Source organism: Tepidibacter sp. (assembly GCF_025210165.1).
Lineage (GTDB): Bacteria > Bacillota > Clostridia > Peptostreptococcales > Peptostreptococcaceae > Tepidibacter_A.
The window spans coordinates 50,831-68,989 of the sequence record NZ_JAOASI010000084.1 but is presented as its reverse complement, the minus strand read 5'-3'; the positions used below and the strand labels follow the sequence as shown (position 1 = coordinate 68,989).

Genomic DNA, 18,159 nt, shown 5'->3' with positions numbered 1-18,159 from the left:
GTACTCAGTAAACTGACTTAATGTGTTGTTTCCGAAAATCACTGTTGTGATTTATTTATAACCTACTGTTTAATTTTCAAAGTTCATTTTGTGTTTCGTGTTTGCCTCGTTGTCGAGGACAAGTAATAATATATCACCTTTAAAATAATTCGTCAACACTTTTTTATATTTTTTTAATATTTTTTTTAATATTTTCTTTTTTATTTTTTATTGTTTTTTTAAAAGGTTTTTTGTAGTTATTAGTCGAATATTCGTTCTGTAAAGATTATCCTGACAACCAATTCGAAAAATATAAATAAAAACGAAAGGAAGTTGAATATTTTGAAAAAAAAATTAAACATACAAGTGCTTATGTGCTTTATAACAGTAATGCTACTTTTAAATGGATGTAGTAATACTGATGAGAATATTGTTTTAGATGAAGAACAATCAAAAAGCGAAGAAGTATTGACAACAGAAGATTCACTTGAAAGAAATAAATTAATTGAAGTTGATGGCGGAAATCAATCGGGCCATAGAGAGCCTAACGTTGTTGTAGATATAGGGTATGGTGATAGAGAGTATTATGCTTATACGAATGAGCATAGTCAATTGGTTAAAGTAACAGCTAACAAAATTACTTTGCAGAATGAATCTACTGAACCTGTTCTATCAACCGGAAGATATTATTCCGATGAAGCAAAAGTACCAGGAGTAGAAAGTCCAACTTTGGATGAAGGTCATGTTATAGCTGATTCTCTTGGTGGTGTTTCAAATTCCTATAATATAACACCGCAAGAAAGCACACTTAACAGACACGGGGATCAGGCTTATATGGAGAAAGTTATCAGAAATGCTGGTGGTTGCACAGATTTTATTGCTGTCATAACTTACCCAAATATAAATACTCAGATACCAAGTCATTATAGTTACAAATATACAATCAACGGAAATGTTGTATATGATGAATTTGACAATGTTAATCCAGATAAAGTCAATGCAAAATTAGAAACAAATGTATCACATGATAATCAAACAAACACAATGAATAAAAAAGTAATGATTACTGATTTGGATAAAAAAGTTGAATATATTATAATTACAAATTCAGGAAGTAAGTCAGTAGACCTTACTGGTTGGAAGATTTTATCGGTAATAGGTAATCAGTCTTTTACATTTCCGAAATTCACTTTAAATTCAAATTCATCTGTAAAAGTTGGCGACTCTGCTAAAAACTCAGATGTAAAATTCCATTGGCTGGACGGCAAAGGTACTTGGCACAATAGGAAAAGCGACCCTGCAGAATTATATAACACTAAAGGTGAACTTGTTGATAGATTCGATAATTAATAGATTAATTAGACAAATATTTTATACACTTCCTTTAAGATAAGAAGTGTATATTTTTTTATAACGAATAGGAAATTTTTATCCTTCTGCATATTTTTACATAATGTACACAATAATATCTATTAATATAACAATCTAGTTATATGCTATAATTATTTGGTATAATCTTTAAATAATATAAATTTAGTGGAGTGATATAAATGTTAAATATACAGTCATTTTTACCTATAGTAAACTCTGATTCCAAAATTTTAATACTAGGCTCTATTCCTGGGAAAGAATCATTAAGACAACATCAATATTATGCATATCGCCAAAATCAATTTTGGAAAATAATTTACTCATTATTCGATACTCCTATTGATGATAATTATGAAAGCAGAATATTATTCTTGAAAAAAAATAATATTGCCTTATGGGATGTTATACAGTCATGTCATAGAGAAGGAAGCCTTGATTCAAATATTAAAAATGAAGAAGCTAATGATTTTGAATCTCTATTTAATAACTATCCTAATATAGAATACGTATTTTTCAACGGATTAAAAGCATACAATGTATTTAAGAAAAAAGTAGGGTTCAATTTTGAAAATATCAAATTCCAAAGACTAGAATCTACGAGTCCTGCTAACACTAAAAAATTCGAATACAAATTAGATAATTGGAGTATAATCAAAAATGTAATAATTTCCTATCAGAATTTAAAAAATATACACTTTCTTTAGGAAGTGTATATTTTATATATTAATAGCAAATTATATTCTTGTTTAAATTTTAGATAGTATAATTTACATTGCAAATTTTAAACATACATAAAACCCTAACACAATAAATAAACTCGTTAAAAGCATCTTTTTTCTTTTCCTATTCAACCTCTTTTTATTCTTTATTTTTCTATATACCCTACTCATTAAATCACCCCTTTTACTTAATTTTATAATTCTACATAAGATTTTTTTATCCTTCTGCATATTTTTATCTACATTAGACTCTGAATCCGAAATTTTAATACTAGGGTCTATTCCTAAAAAAATACCCTAGATTTCATTTGCACGAAATTTAGGGTATTTTTAATAATACATTTAATATTTAACCTTAGCTGTTCTTATAAACTTTAATAGGATTCTTTATATTATATTTTGAAGAATATTTTTTAATTTTATCTAATTTTTTCTTATCTAAAATAGATTCAGACACTAAAAGTACAACATCAACATCTAAAGATGTAATAGCTTCTGCAATTATCATACCACTCTCTAAGTCTTTTATATCCACCTCTATAATATCATAAAATGGATCATTATTAAAAATAATATTTCTAAAAATTTCAAAAATTTCTTCATCAAACCAACTGCCTACTTTTTTTCCATTTGTGCTATAACTTCTTCATCTTTAGTTTTTTTACTAGCATATCTCAATGTATCATAATAATCTGCTATTGCTATTATTTTTGATCCCAATAATATGTCTTTATCTTTTTTCCCATTTGGAAATCCAGTTCCATCTAACCTTTCGTGATGCCCTTCTATAAACCTAATTATCTCACTATATTTCGGAGAATTTTCAAAATATTTTAAAGAAATCAAAGGATGGTTTTTATATGCTTCTAATAGTTCTTCTCCTATATTTGAATCTTCATTTATATGCATTCTATTCTTTTTAGGTATTTGTATTAATCCTATATCATGTAAAAGAGCTGCGATTTTTATATTTTTTTTTAATTCTTGTTCTATATTTAAATTATCTGTAATCTTAGAACAATATTCAGCAACTCTTTTACAATGTCCCGCTAGACTTTTATCAAAATTTGAAATCAAATCAAACGTCATAAATACTACATTATAGAAATTCGCTTCTAATTCTTTGTTTATAGCAACCACTTTTCTATAAGATTCCGCTAGTTCAGATGTTCTTTTTCTAATTTCTTCTTCTAAAACTGCATTATGATTTTTTATATGATCATAATACTCTTTTACTTTTATTAAAGATTTCACTCTAGATCTTAATTCAATCTTATCTATTGGTTTTGAAATAAAATCATCACAGCCTAATTCTAATGAGATCACTCTACTTTTAACATCATTTAAGGCAGTTACCATTACGACAGGTACATTCTTTATCTTTGGAATACGTTTTATTTTTTTCAAAAAATCAAATCCGTTCATTACAGGCATCATTATATCCAAAAGTATTACATCTGGATTTATAGACTCAATATCTTGAAATGCTAAAGTAGAACTTTTATACAAAACTATTTTATAACCTTGCGGAATAAGCATAGCTTCTACTAATTTTAAGTTCATTTCTTCATCATCTATTACTAATATAATTTTCTCCTTATTTGTCAAATTGAAATTCTCCTTTCTAAGTAATCACTTACAACTTTTTTAAACTCACGTATATCTATTGGTTTCTTTATATAGTCATCAAATCCAGCATTTATGAATTTTTCTTTATCATCTTTCATAGCCAAGGCAGTCAATGCTATTATAGGAATATGTTTGATTTGTTCATTTTCTTTTAAAATTTGTACTGCAGTCAATCCGTCCATAACAGGCATTTGTATATCCATTAGCACCAAGTCTATTGTTTTATAATTATTTTCTAAAATTTTTATAGCTTCTGCTCCTGTCCTAGCTTCCATGGTATTATACTCAAAAATAACCATTAAATCTTTAACTAACTTCAAATTTTTAGGTTCATCTTCTACTATCAATATTGTTTTTTTCATTTTTTTCTCCTTCAAAAAGCATAGGTATTTGCAAAATAAATTCACTACCCATATTTTTTCCTTCACTTTTTACAGATATACTCCCACCTAATATATTTGCCATTTTTTTTGTAAGAGATAGACCTAGTCCTGTACCTGGTGTCTTCCCTGTCATACCTCCTTCTACTTGAAAAAATTCTTCAAATATTTTAGATTGATATTTTTTATCTATACCAATTCCATTATCTTTTACTGTTACCATTATATTTTCAAGATTTTTTTTAACTCTAACTTCTATATTTCCATCATCTGGAGTGAATTTTACCGCATTAGAAAGCAGATTGTACATTATTTGTTTAACTTTCCTTGTATCTGTCTTAACTTGCAACGTTTCAATATCTTCTTCATATTTATACGTAATTTTTATTCTATGTTTTATACTTTTTTCCTTTACCATTATCAATGTATTTTCAATAAGTTCTTTTATATTTTCTTTATTAATACTAACTTCTAATTTTCCTGATTCTATTTTTGATAAGTCTAAAATATCGTTTATAAGAGAAAGTAAGTGTTTTCCACTTTCGTGTATGTCAGTCACATATTCTATTTGTTTTTCATTTAATGTCCCAAAATACTGCTCTTTTAATATTTCAGAAAATCCTATTATAGAATTCATCGGAGTCCTTAATTCATGAGACATATTTGCTAAAAATTCACTTTTAGCTTTATTAGCTTCTTTTGCAATAACCAATGCATTTTGAAGTTCTTTAGTTCTTTGTATAACTTTATATTCTAATTCATTATTCAAACGTCTCGATTTTTCTAATAGCTTTATTCTTTCTTTTTCCAAATTTATTCTTTCTGTATCATCTTTACACAAAGCTGTAATTTTCATTTTTTCTCCATTTTTTTGAATCACAGCGTTTACAAGTAAATTTACCTTCTCTCCATTTAGTTTTTTATATGTAATACTATAGTCATTTATATGTTTATTTTGTTTTAAGAGTTCAATAAATTCACTTTTATTTTCTTCATTATAAACCCATTGCGTTATATTTTTGCCTATTACTTCCTCTTGTCCTTCACATCCAATTAATTTCATATAAGCTTTGTTAGTTGTAGTTATTATACCATTTTCATCTGTTGTAACAACTCCAATTTCAGTACTTTCAACCAAAAAAGTTAAATCCTTCTCAATTTTAGTTAATCTTTCCTTCACTCTTCTATATTCTATAAATCTTGCTATAATTTCACTTAAAGTCATCAGAAGAATTATTTCATTTTCTTTCCATTTCCTTTGTTCTTTTATTAAATTAAAGCCTATAAATCCCATAACTTTATTATTAAAAATCAAAGGTATAGACAAAACTGATTTAATTCCTTTTTTTCTAAATCTATTTTTTTCATACTCCGCTTCTTTTGGCATATCCTCTATGTTATCAACTTTAAATATTTCATAATTATTAATTTTTTTCATTCCCCAATGGATTTTTTCTATCTCTACTGTTTCATCAAAACAATCTTTTTCAAATTTACATTTTTCTTTATACCAATAATTAGTTAGAATTATATTTTTTTTATCATCTGAAATAGTAAAAATAGAAGCCCTATCTATATCTAAAGATCTTGATATTTCTTCAAGTACTTGATTTAATTGTTTATCTTGATCTCCTCTTCCTGTATTCACAAGTATAGACGATACATTTCTTATTAATCTCTCTATCTTTATTTTATAAATAAGATTTTGTTGGAATTTTTGTATTTCTGTTATATCTGTAATTACTCCAATTAAGCAAGGTTTTCGATCATAAAGAATTTTATTTTTTCTAGTTAAAATATGTTTGTACTCATCATCTACATATATTGTAGATTCTTTTTCTATAATCCCATTACCAATCATGGCATCATCTATTACTTTATAGGTATCAGCTTCTTCTATAGAAAACAAATCATAATTCGATTTTCCTAATATATCTTTTTTTGATTTACCTATATATTTGCAAAATTCTTCATTTACATATACATATTTATATTCATCACTTTTTATAAATATGGGATTTGGAAGTATATCTAAAACTTTGTTTGCAACTTCCTTATCTAACGAATGTATATTTTGTAAAAATCTATCCATATTTTAATCATCCACCCCTTTTTGAATAAAGTGAAGCTTAATTTTCCAATCATTTATATTTATATATCGACAAATCTTTAGGAAACTTTAACATATTTTTACTAATTATGCTAATTAAAAGTTAAAAAAAATTCGTCTACTCACTCACGCGGTGACAAACACTTATCTATATGAAAATATTAAAAGCACATTGCTATATAAGGCAATATGCTTTCAACTTAAATTATTGAATAAATTTTTATTTATAAAAATATTCACCATTTATTATTTTGTATAAATCTTTTTTCTTACTTTTAAAAGGTCTTGAATTAAAAAACAAGCAATTTTCAACGTTATTTACACCTTCAAGTGCTTTTTTAGCAGCTATATTACTTAGATTATTAGGCTTTAATGTTTTAAATGATTGTTTATGAGCTGGAGGGAACTGTCCAGGTTGATATATAACGCTTTTTATATCATTTGGAAATCTATCACTTTTAACTCTATTAAGAACTACATTGGCAACTCCTAATCTTCCATCAATCTTTGTATTACCAGATTCTACCTGTATTATTTTTGCAAGTAATCTCATTTCTTCATCTGTATATGGTCTTTTTTCAAATTTTTCGTCGGAAATTACTAAATTTTCTTTTTTTATACTTACAGTAAAAGTCTCATGTATCCAGCTAACATCACAGTTCAAATTTTCAGAAACGAACCTAACTGGTATGTACATTCTTCCTCCTCTTAAAAAAGGCTTTGACTTTAACTTATATTCTTTTGAATCTATGTATGCCACGTCACTATCTGCTGTTAATTTTATTTTCTTTCCCTCATATTCAATTATCATGCTTTTAGTATTCTCATTCCATGTAACTTGTCCATTTAAAGCTTCAACTACGAATCTTCCAAGCACAAACACTTCATCATTAATAAGTACATGTTTTTGATCACTCTTAACGTAATTATCATTTATCTTAACAGTAACTTCTACTTCAAGTGCAAAGCATGAAGTTATATAAAAAGATATGATAATCATTGTACAAAGTATTATCCTTAGTTTTTTTTTCATTAAACAACCCACTTTCTTATTTTATCTTAATTCTAAAAATTACAAATCCAAAAGTCATGTACTATTGTTGTATTTTTTTGTCTAACACTATCATTTTATAATATTTTTTGTTTCTTTGTCAAATTCAAAACATGTTTCTTATATAATATGCCTTAATTATTGAATATTATTCTATTTTTATAACGAATAGGAAATTATATTCATTTTTAACTTATAGACAAATATAATTTTCGTTATGAGTTTCAAAAAAGTTTACATTGAAAATTTTCAGAAGGAAGACTTTTTCATAATAAATTTATCCAATTTTTACTTATTTTACCTGAAAATAGTTGAAAGTCGCATAATTTTCTGTAGCAAAAAAAGATGAACAAAGTGTTCATCTTTTTTTACAATATATGAATTTTAAATTCTCCATTAACTACATCTATTATACAACTTCCACCATTGCTTAAATTTCCAAATAAAATCTCATCTACCAGCAAGGGCTTTAATCTCGAATCTATAATCCTTATAATTTCTCTAGCTCCAAATTCTTTTGATACTCCTTTTTTAGATATATATTCAATACAAGATTTTTTAAATTCAATTGATATATTTTTTTTATTTAACTTTTCTTTAAACCTTTCAAGTTCTTTTTTTGTTATATTAAGCGCCATATTTTCATCTACATTATTGAATTTAACTATTTTATTAAGTCTATTCCTAAATTCAGGGCTAAATATTTTTTTAACCTCATCATCTATAGACTGTAAATCCATACATCTATCTCCAAACCCCACAAAATTTTTACCAATATCTTTAGCACCTGCATTTGAGGTCATTATTATTATTACATTTTTAAAGTCAGCTTTTCTTCCTTGATTATCAGTAAGAGTTGCATTGTCCATAACTTGAAGCAATACATTTAATATATCTGTATGAGATTTTTCTATCTCATCTAAAAGTAAAACACAGTGAGGATTTTTTCTAATAGAATCCGTAAGTAATCCACCCTCTTCATAACCTACATATCCAGGAGGTGAACCTATCAACTTAGAAGCCGAGTGTTTTTCCATATATTCGCTCATATCAAATCTTACAAGCTCTATTCCTAAATTTTTAGCTATATTTTTAGCAATTTCAGTTTTTCCAACACCAGTAGGACCTAAAAACAGCATAGATGCAATAGGTTTATTATCATCATTAAGTCCAGCCCTTGACATCTTAATGCATCTTGTAACTTCTTCAATAGCTTCACCTTGTCCAAATATATTACTCTTCAAAGATTTTTCTAAATTCTTAAGAGAATTTATTTCATTATTTTCTACAGTTTCTTTAGGTATATTACATACTTTTGATAATATTTTCTCAATCATATCCTCATCTACGACTATTTTTTCTTCATTATATTTATTCATCCTAACATAAGCTCCTGCTTCATCTAATATATCAATAGCCTTATCAGGTAAAAATTTATCATTTATATATTTATCACTTAGTACAACAGCACTTTCTATAGATTTATCTGTATATATTACATTATGATAGTTTTCATAGTTTTCTTTTAAGCCATTTAATATTTCTATAGTTTCTTTTATAGAAGGCTCTTTAATTTCTATCTTTTGAAACCTTCTATTTAACGACTTATCTTTTTCAAAATACTTTTTATATTCATCAAACGTACTTGCACCTATAAACTTAATTTTTCCTTCTAATAAGTATGGCTTTAATAAATTAGATGCATCTAGTGAAGACCCACTTAATGCTCCAGCTCCTACTATATTGTGAATTTCATCTATATACACAATAGGATTTTCATGTTCTTTTATATTATCTAGAACCTTTTTTATTCTCTGTTCAAAATCTCCCCTATATTTAGTCCCAGATAGCATAGATCCTATATCAAGTGAAAATATTTCAGCTTCTTTAAGTTTATTAGGTACTTGTCCCTGAAGAATAAGCCTTGCAAGACCAAATGTTATAGATGTTTTTCCAACTCCAGGCTCTCCTATATGAATAGGATTGTTCTTATTTCTTCTACAAAGTATCTGGATAGTTCTATTTAATATATCTTCCCTCCCTATTAGAGAATCAGTTTTTTCATTTTTTACAATTTCAGTTAGATTTGAACTATACTTTCCTATAATTAATTCATTTTTTTGCTCTTCTTCAAATTCAGCTTCTTCTTCATATTCTTGCTCAAATATTTCATATTCTTCCCCAACTGTGCTGCATAAGTTATACACAAAGTCTCTTTTTGTAACTCCTTGATCTAATAAGTAGTATTTAGCATAGCTATCATCCAAATTGTATATAGCTGACAACAAATGATCTATATCAATAACATCTTTACCACAACTTTTAACCTGAGCATTGGCCATTATAATTACTTGTTGAAATGCTACACTTTCTAAAGGTTCAAAATCATCCACCTTATTTATATATTCATCTATATAAGCCTTCAAATTATTTTTTAGCTCCTCTACGTCTGCACCACATTCTTTAAGGGCATCTATAACTTTATTATAATATAAAGAAACATAAAGCAAATGTTCTACTGTAACATATTCACAGTTAGCTGTCTTTGCTTCTTCATAAGCCTTTAGTATTACTTCATTCACTATATTTGTTATATTCATATTTTTACTCCTCTTCAATAGTAAGTTTAAACGGAAATCCCTCTTCTTTTGCCATATTCATAGCTATAGAGACCTTAGTTGCTGCAATATCATAAGGATATACTCCAGCAATTCCAACTCCCTTTTTATGTACATTAAGCATTATTTTATTGGCACTTTCAATTTTTTTATTAAATATATTCATAAGTACATATATTACAAATTCCATAGTCGTGTAATCATCATTATACATAATTACTTTATAATGTTTCGGCTTTTTTGTTTTAATTTTATCTTTTTGTTTAATTATAATGTTAGTTTCCATATTTGTCCTCCATTTTCACTGATTAGTTCTCGTTATTTGATATAGATATATTATACTATATATTAATAGTAATTATAGGAGAGTATTGTAGATTGTTTATATTGTATTATATTTAACCTTATAAATAATACTATACTTTCTATATTTAATGTATAATATTATCTATACGTATTTTCACTCTGTATAGTGAAAAACTAAAATCAACTCTATATAGTTAGGAGTAATTACTATGAATTACATAATATACGACTTAGAATTCAATCAACCAAGATCTAGTAAATCCTCATCAAGAGAAGAAACTATAAAATGCCCATTTGAAATAATTCAGATAGGTGCAATTAAACTAGATGAAAATTTTAATATTATAGGGACTTTTGATAGACTTATAAAACCTACAATATATACAGATCTACATCCCTATATACAGGAACTTACCAGTATAAATATGGATCAATTGAGTAAGGCAGATTACTTTCCCTTGATTTATAAGGATTTTTTGAAATTTATAGATGAATCGAGTATTTTTTGTGTTTGGGGAAAAGTCGACATTAAAGAACTATTTAGAAATATTCGTTATCATAAATTAAACTTTCCTGTTAATACACAATATATAGATGTTCAAAATCACACTACCAAACGCCTTAATTTTACTAAAGGTTTTAGCGTAGGTCTTCAGAATGCGGTAGATACTTTTAAAATACCACTTGATAAAGAATTTCATAATGCTTTTAATGATGCTTATTACACAAGTAAAATATTCAAAATTATATACAACGAAAATATAATTCCTCAAACATATGATCCAAATAAAACATCAAGATCTAATAATGCAAAGCACAAAGTTGATATGAGTGCTTTATTTAGACAATTCGAAAAAATGTATTCCAGGAAAATGTCTAGACATGAAAAAAAGATTATAAAACTTGCTTATATGATGGGAAAAACTAATCAATTTACTGTAGCTAATAACAAGAAAATCGATAATTAAAAATAAAATATACCCTATAAAGTAATCTTTTTTCTACTCTATAGGGTATCTCCTAAAATCTATTCATTTTGTATCTAAAAATTACACCTCAAACTTATCCGAATAATTCTTTAACTCCTCAGACAACGTTTTTAAATTTTGAACATAATTTGCAATTTCCTGCACAGTAGCTGTTTGCTCTTCTGTTGCAGCTGAAATTTGATGTGAGCTAGCTGCTGTTTCCTCAGCTACAGCGGATATATTACTTATTATATCTACCAATTCATTTCTTTTTCCATTCATATCTTCATTATAATCTTGTATTTCCACAGCTTTTTCAGTTACTATTTTTATAGAATCTAATATTTCTTTAAAAATACTTTCAGTTTCATTTACACAACTTCTTTGTTCTTTTGTTATATTTTTAGTTACAGCCATTCTTTCAACTGCAACTTTAGATTGATATTGTATTTTTTCAATTAATCGTTTTATGTTTCCAGTAGAATTTTCAGATTGTTCAGCTAATTTCCTAACTTCTTCCGCAACAACTGCAAATCCTTTCCCACTCTCTCCTGCTCTAGCAGCTTCTATAGCGGCATTTAAAGCAAGTAGATTTGTTTGCTCTGCTATTTGCTTAATAGCATCTGTAATAGTTCCTATTTGATCTGACATTCCATCCATTTCCTTAATTATATCATTTACTTCTTCTACAGATTCATTTACATTTGATGACTTTTCTATAAGTGTTTTTAAAACATTTAAGCCCTTGCTACTAAATCCATAGGTATCATTTGATATACTTTTCATTTCAATATTTCTATCTGAAACACTCTGTATACTATTTGACAGTTCATTTAATTTAACTGCTCCTTGTTCTATATCTTTAGCTTCCTCATAACTGCTTGTTGCAACCTGCTCAATAGATGTAGCTATTTCATTTGTAGCCTTACTTGTTTCATCAGTCATTTCAACTAATGATTTTGAAGAATCAGATACCATTTTAGCAGAATCTTTTATTTGTTTAACCATATTACTTAAATACTCCTGCATAGTCTCAATAGTAATAGAAAGATTTCCAAATTCATCTTTTCTTTTTAAAAGATTATCAGGCATTTTTTTTGTGAAATTCCCATCTTTTATATAGTTTAACTGGTTTACTATAACTAATATAGGCTTTGAGAATTTATTTGAAAAAATAATAGATATTATAAATGCAATTAATATGAACATTATTGCTATAAATGAAATAGATTTTTTTATTTTATTTGCACTCTGCATTAATTCTTCTTTTTCTACCACAGCTATAAATTTCCACTCTGTTTTAGGCGATGTATATATATTGACGAAATAATCTTTATTATTAAGAATAATTTCGAAATTTTCCGAATTTATATCCTGTATATTATTTAATCTTTCAACTTCAAGCTCTTTAATATTTTTGAAATTCATCTCATTATTTTTAGGATGAGATATTATCGTTCCATCTTTATCAACCAAAATTATATATCCAGTTTCTCCAATTTTTATATTTTTCAATATATCAGTTAGTCCATCTAAGCTTACATCAAGCCCTTGAACTCCAATTACTTCTCCTTTATCATTTTCTATAGTTCTCACCGTACTTATATTTGTACTATTATCTGCTTCAAAATAATAAGGAGCAGTTCTAACTGTTTTTCCGCTATTTTCTATAGCGTATTTGTAATAAGGTCTTTCTTTAGGATTATATCCTTCCCATATATTACCTTCCGGTAATTGTATATAGCCTCCATCTTTCGTAGCCATATAAACATAAGATGACTTAGGATGTGATTCTTTAAAATTTAAATATAGATTATAAATTGCTTGTTCAATTCCTCCATTTTGAGAAGGAGTCATTTTTATATTACCTTCACTATCTCCTTGTAGATTAATATATGATGTTATTGTTTCATCAGCTTTCTTAACCAAAGGATTACTTGCTAATAAATTAGTATTTTCTTCAACCGTTTCAAAATACATATTTATAGCATTATCTACCTGTATAATTTCTTTTGTTGTTGATTTCACAAAATCTTCATTTAATTGTTTTTCAAATTCAATATTCACATAAAAGCTAATTGCGATAATAGGTATTAACATGAAAATCAATATAGCGCTAGTTAGTTTTGCTTTAATTCCAGAAAAGTCGATTTTATTTTTCATTATTCTAACACCTCCGCTATATATATCGTACGATAAGCATCTATCTTTATATTCATATCCGTTTTTTCAGAATTTTCCCACATATACTATTCTTGGTTTACTTACAAGTTATACAATCTTTATTAAAGATATTTTAAATACTAATTGACAGTTTAACAATAAAGTTATAACATCATAATGTTAGGCTTTTACTTAAATATACATTAAAATTTATAAAATAGAGGAGTTTTAAAATGTCACAACAAAATTTAAACTTTATTGATGAGGTTAGAAGAAGAAGAACATTTGCAATCATTTCCCATCCTGATGCCGGAAAAACTACATTAACCGAAAAATTCTTATTATACGGAGGAGCAATTCACCAAGCAGGATCTGTTAAATCTAGAAGATCTCAAAAACATGCTGTATCGGACTGGATGGAGATAGAAAAACAAAGAGGTATATCTGTTACATCGAGTGTACTTCAATTTGAGTACAACAATTTTTGCATTAACATACTAGATACCCCTGGACACCAGGACTTCAGTGAAGATACTTATAGAACTCTTATGGCAGCTGATAGTGCCGTAATGGTTATAGACTCTGCTAAAGGTGTAGAGGCACAAACAAAAAAATTATTCCAAGTTTGTAAGATGAGAGGAATCCCAATATTTACTTTTATAAATAAAATGGATAGACAAGGAAAAGATCCATTTGAACTAATGGAGGATCTTGAGAATGTATTAGGAATTCGTTCTTGTCCTGTTAACTGGCCAATAGGATCAGGTAAAGAGTTTAAAGGAGTATTTAATCGCCTGAAAGATCAAATAGAGGTATTTGACGATGGAAATCACGGACAATCTATAGCTAAATCTATAGTTGGAAAAGTAGATGATGAAAAATTTGCTGACCTGTTAGGTAATGCTCTTCATGAACAATTATTAAATGATATCGAACTTTTAGATGTAGCTGGAGATCCATTTGATTTAGATCAAATATTAAAGGGAGAATTAACACCAGTATTTTTTGGAAGTGCTCTTACAAACTTCGGTGTTGAGCCATTCCTTGAATCATTCCTTGATATAACTGCACCACCAACACCTCGTGATAGTAATATGGGAGTTGTAGATCCTGAATCTGATAATTTCTCAGGATTTATATTCAAGATTCAAGCTAACATGGATAAAGCTCATAGAGATAGAATAGCATTCTTAAGAATATGCTCTGGTAAATTCGAAAAAGGTATGTCAGTAAATCATGTTCAAAGAGGCAAAAAAGTTAAACTTGCTCAACCTCAACAATTCGTAGCACAAGATCGTGTTATTGTAGACTCTGCTTATCCAGGTGATATAATAGGTATACATGATCCTGGAATATTTAATATTGGAGATACTTTATCTCAAAAACAATCAAAGTTACAGTATAAAGGAATTCCACAGTTTGCTCCTGAACACTTTGCTAGAATCTCTACTATAAATTCTTTAAAGAGAAAACAATTCTTAAAAGGAATCACTCAGATATCAGAAGAAGGGGCTATACAAGTTTACAAGCGTCCTAATATAGGTATGGAGGAGCTTATAGTAGGAGTTGTCGGTGTTCTTCAGTTAGAAGTATTAGAATACAGATTAAAAAACGAATATAATGTTGATATAACAATGCAAAGACTTCCTTACCGCTTTATACGTTGGGCAGAAATCGGAAGCTTTGACACTCATAATATGTCTATGACAATGGATACTATACTTGTTGAGGATAAGGATAAAAATCCAGCTTTCTTATTCCAAAGCGAATGGTCTCCTAACCAATTAGTAAGCAGAAATGAAGGATTAGTTTTGAGCGAGACTTCTATATATTAGAAATCGTCTACTCCCCAAAAAAGTAGTTATCTGGATTTATAAATTAAACCCAGGTAACTACTTTTTATTATATTAAATAAATTTTTCTACATATGCTCTATAACAGTTTGTGCGAACTCTTTTGTTCCAAGTAATCCTCCCACCAAATCCTTGGTCAACTTATCCTTTTGTTTGAACACCTTTTCCAGTGCTGATTCGATCTTTAAAGCAGCATCATTCTCACCTATATATTTAAGCATCATAACGCCTGTTAGTATGCAAGATATAGGATTTGCTAAATTTTTACCTGCTATATCAGGAGCTGAACCGTGAACGGGTTCAAATACGGCTATATTATCTCCAATATTTGCACCAGGAGCCATTCCTAATCCTCCTATTAACCCAGCACTCATATCAGATAAAACATCTCCATATAAATTAGGTGCCACTACTACATCATAATTTTGAGGATTCATAACAAGTTTCATACTCATAGCATCTACTATAACATCTTCAAAGTCTATCTCATAATCTTTTGCTACATCCTTTGCACATTTTAAAAATAGTCCATCTGAAAGCTTCATTATATTTGCTTTATGAGTTGCAGTTACTTTTTTTCTGTTTTCTTTTTTTGCAAGTTCAAATGCAAATTTTGCTATTCTATCAGATGCTTTTTTAGTTATTATTTTTATACTCTCGCACGCCTCATCCCCAACTCTATGCTCTATACCAGCATAAAGCCCTTCAGTGTTTTCTCTTACGATTACGAAGTCAACATTTTTGTGAAGTGTATTTATACCTTCATAAGATTTAATAGGTCTTATATTTGCATATAAATTAAGTTTTTGCCTCAAAGCTACATTCACACTTCTAAATCCTGTTCCTACAGGAGTTGTTATAGGTCCCTTTAGTGCTACTTTGTTCTTTTTTATACTATCTATTACCTTATCTGGCAAAGGTGTATTATACTCATCCATTACACAAATACCAGCATTTAATATCTCCCATTCAATTTCTGCTCCGCTTTTGTCTATTATATCCTTTGTAGCGTATACTACCTCAGGTCCTATTCCATCTCCTGGAATTAACGTTATTTTATTTGGCATATTATTTTCCCCCTATATCCTTATTTTCTTTTATCAAGTTTAAAAGTCCACCTGATAGTATCATTTTCTTTTGTCTATTTGTTATATCCAGATTTACTTTGTATGATTTATTCTTAGTTAAATTCTTCAATATAAATATCCCTATATCTATATTTTTCAAACTATCATCAATCAATATTTCATCCATTAATTCTATATCATCATAATCTGTATCATTTTCAAAAGTCAGAGGAAGTATACCGTTATTTATAAGGTTCTGCTTGTGTATTCTTGCAAAGGATTTTGCAATTACTGCTTTTATTCCGAGATACAGCGGAGCTAAGGCTGCATGTTCACGACTAGATCCTTGACCATAATTTAATCCTCCTACTATAAATCCTCCTTTAAGCTCTTTTGCTCTACTAGGAAAATCCGAATCACATGGTTTAAAGCAGTATTCAGACAAATAAGGGATATTTGATCTATATGGAAGTAATTTTGCATTCGAGGGCATAATATGATCAGTAGTTATATTGTCATCTACCTTTATTAGTATTTTTCCTTTTAATGTATCTTTTAAAGGCTCTGTTTTAGGAAAATCTTTAATATTAGGACCTTTAATTATCTCAACCTCTTCTCCTTCTCTAGCAGGGGAAATGATTAAGTTATCATTTATCAAGAACTTATCAGGCATAGAAATTTCCACATTATCTATTTCATCAGGACTTGTTATATATCCTGCTATAGCAGATACAGCAGCAACCTCTGGACTTACTATATATATATCAGCAGATGTCGTTCCAGATCTTCCCTTAAAGTTTCTATTAAATGTTCTAAGTGATACCCCATTAGTACTTGGTGCCTGACCCATTCCTATACAAGGCCCACATGCAGATTCAAGTATTCTAGCACCAGCAGATACCATTTTGGCCAAAGCTCCATTTGCAGCTAGCATATTCAATACCTGCTTAGACCCTGGAGATATAACAAGCGATACATGCTCTGCAATAGTTTTATTCTCTAAAATTTTAGCTACCTTCATCATATCTACAAAAGATGAGTTAGTACAACTTCCTATTGCAACTTGATTTACCTTTATATTTTTAAGTTCATCTACAGGCACTACATTATCAGGACTATGAGGACACGCTGCCAAAGGTTTTAACTTACCTAAATCTATAATTATAGATTCATCATATACTGCTCCTTCATCAGCTAATATTTCAACGTAATCTTTTTCTCTACCTTGAGACTTTAAAAATTCATAAGTTACATCATCAGATGGAAATATAGATGTTGTAGCACCAAGTTCTGCTCCCATATTAGTTATAGTTGCTCTTTGAGGAACACTTAAATACTTTAACGCTTCACCGCAGTATTCAAATATCTTATTGACTCCACCTTTTACTGTATATCTATTTAAAACCTCTAATATTATATCTTTTGCAGATACCCCTTTGTTTAGTTTACCTGTTAATTCTACCTTTACTATATCAGGAGTGTTTATATAATACTGTCCACCTGCCATAGCAACCGCCACATCAAGTCCTCCAGCTCCAATAGCCAACATCCCAAGACCTCCACAAGTAGGAGTATGACTATCAGACCCTAAAAGTGTTTGACCTGGAACTCCAAATCTTTCAAGATGAACCTGATGACATATTCCATTCCCTGGCTTTGAGAAATATATTCCATACTTTTTAGCAACCGTTTGAATATACAAATGATCATCTGCATTCTCAGGCCCTGCTTGAATTGTATTATGATCTATATAAGCTACCGATTTTTTAGTTTTCACTTTATCTATGCCCATGTTTTCAAGTTGAAGATAGGCCATAGTTCCTGTAGAATCTTGTGTCAAAGTTTGATCTATTCTTATTCCAACCTCACATCCTTTTTTAAACTCCCCACTGACAATATGACTATTAATAATTCTTTGAGCTACTGTAAGATTCATATTACCCCT

The 18,159-nt window shown here is 28.5% G+C and carries 14 protein-coding genes; 4 read left to right on the top strand and 10 right to left on the bottom strand.

Annotated features, from left to right (window positions below):
- Positions 1 to 321 precede the first annotated feature (321 nt).
- Together N4A48_RS14815 and N4A48_RS14810 are read left to right on the top strand one after the other, a co-directional pair.
- Positions 322 to 1,329, top strand: coding sequence for a lamin tail domain-containing protein (locus N4A48_RS14815; protein ID WP_293667211.1), 1,008 nt, complete (start codon positions 322 to 324; stop codon positions 1,327 to 1,329).
- 200 nt (positions 1,330 to 1,529) lie between these two features.
- A complete protein-coding gene (locus N4A48_RS14810) occupies positions 1,530 to 2,054 on the top strand; it encodes a DNA-deoxyinosine glycosylase (protein WP_293667209.1) in 525 nt (174 codons plus the stop codon).
- Between the two features lie 370 nt (positions 2,055 to 2,424).
- Here N4A48_RS14810 and N4A48_RS14805 read toward each other — a convergent pair whose 3' ends face one another.
- From N4A48_RS14805 to N4A48_RS14775, 7 genes are all read right to left on the bottom strand, one after another.
- Positions 2,425 to 2,604, bottom strand: a complete 180-nt coding sequence (locus N4A48_RS14805) for a hypothetical protein (protein ID WP_293667207.1) — start codon at positions 2,602 to 2,604, stop codon at positions 2,425 to 2,427.
- Positions 2,605 to 2,684: 80 nt separating this feature from the next.
- On the bottom strand, positions 2,685 to 3,677 hold the full coding sequence (locus N4A48_RS14800) for an HD domain-containing phosphohydrolase (RefSeq protein WP_293667205.1): 993 nt from the start codon (positions 3,675 to 3,677) through the stop codon (positions 2,685 to 2,687).
- Positions 3,674 to 4,060, bottom strand: coding sequence for a response regulator (locus tag N4A48_RS14795; protein ID WP_293667203.1), 387 nt, complete (start codon positions 4,058 to 4,060; stop codon positions 3,674 to 3,676). Before N4A48_RS14795 ends, N4A48_RS14800 begins: the two co-directional genes overlap by 4 nt.
- A complete protein-coding gene (locus N4A48_RS14790; RefSeq protein WP_293667201.1) occupies positions 4,029 to 6,170 on the bottom strand; it encodes an ATP-binding protein in 2,142 nt (713 codons plus the stop codon). Before N4A48_RS14790 ends, N4A48_RS14795 begins: the two co-directional genes overlap by 32 nt.
- 238 nt (positions 6,171 to 6,408) lie before the next feature.
- Entirely contained in the window at positions 6,409 to 7,221 is an 813-nt protein-coding gene (locus tag N4A48_RS14785; protein ID WP_293667199.1) for a stalk domain-containing protein, read from the bottom strand.
- Positions 7,222 to 7,607: 386 nt separating this feature from the next.
- Positions 7,608 to 9,839 (bottom strand): ATP-dependent Clp protease ATP-binding subunit ClpA, encoded by a 2,232-nt coding sequence (clpA, locus tag N4A48_RS14780; RefSeq protein WP_293667197.1) that lies wholly within the window; start codon positions 9,837 to 9,839, stop codon positions 7,608 to 7,610.
- A gap of 4 nt (positions 9,840 to 9,843) precedes the next feature.
- Positions 9,844 to 10,143, bottom strand: coding sequence for an ATP-dependent Clp protease adaptor ClpS (locus N4A48_RS14775; RefSeq protein ID WP_293667196.1), 300 nt, complete (start codon positions 10,141 to 10,143; stop codon positions 9,844 to 9,846).
- A 229-nt stretch (positions 10,144 to 10,372) separates the two neighbouring features.
- Between N4A48_RS14775 and N4A48_RS14770 the strand changes: the two genes are divergently transcribed.
- Positions 10,373 to 11,131 (top strand): 3'-5' exonuclease, encoded by a 759-nt coding sequence (locus N4A48_RS14770; protein WP_293667194.1) that lies wholly within the window; start codon positions 10,373 to 10,375, stop codon positions 11,129 to 11,131.
- Positions 11,132 to 11,212: 81 nt separating this feature from the next.
- Here N4A48_RS14770 and N4A48_RS14765 read toward each other — a convergent pair whose 3' ends face one another.
- Positions 11,213 to 13,294, bottom strand: coding sequence for a methyl-accepting chemotaxis protein (locus tag N4A48_RS14765; RefSeq protein WP_293667192.1), 2,082 nt, complete (start codon positions 13,292 to 13,294; stop codon positions 11,213 to 11,215).
- A gap of 233 nt (positions 13,295 to 13,527) precedes the next feature.
- Between N4A48_RS14765 and N4A48_RS14760 the strand changes: the two genes are divergently transcribed.
- Entirely contained in the window at positions 13,528 to 15,129 is a 1,602-nt protein-coding gene (locus N4A48_RS14760) for a peptide chain release factor 3 (RefSeq protein WP_293667190.1), read from the top strand.
- 86 nt (positions 15,130 to 15,215) lie between these two features.
- Here the strand turns inward: N4A48_RS14760 and N4A48_RS14755 are convergent, their stop codons facing one another.
- On the bottom strand, positions 15,216 to 16,214 hold the full coding sequence (locus tag N4A48_RS14755) for an isocitrate/isopropylmalate dehydrogenase family protein (RefSeq protein WP_293667188.1): 999 nt from the start codon (positions 16,212 to 16,214) through the stop codon (positions 15,216 to 15,218).
- A gap of 1 nt (position 16,215) precedes the next feature.
- Positions 16,216 to 18,150, bottom strand: coding sequence for an aconitate hydratase (locus N4A48_RS14750; RefSeq protein WP_293667186.1), 1,935 nt, complete (start codon positions 18,148 to 18,150; stop codon positions 16,216 to 16,218).
- Positions 18,151 to 18,159 lie beyond the last annotated feature (9 nt).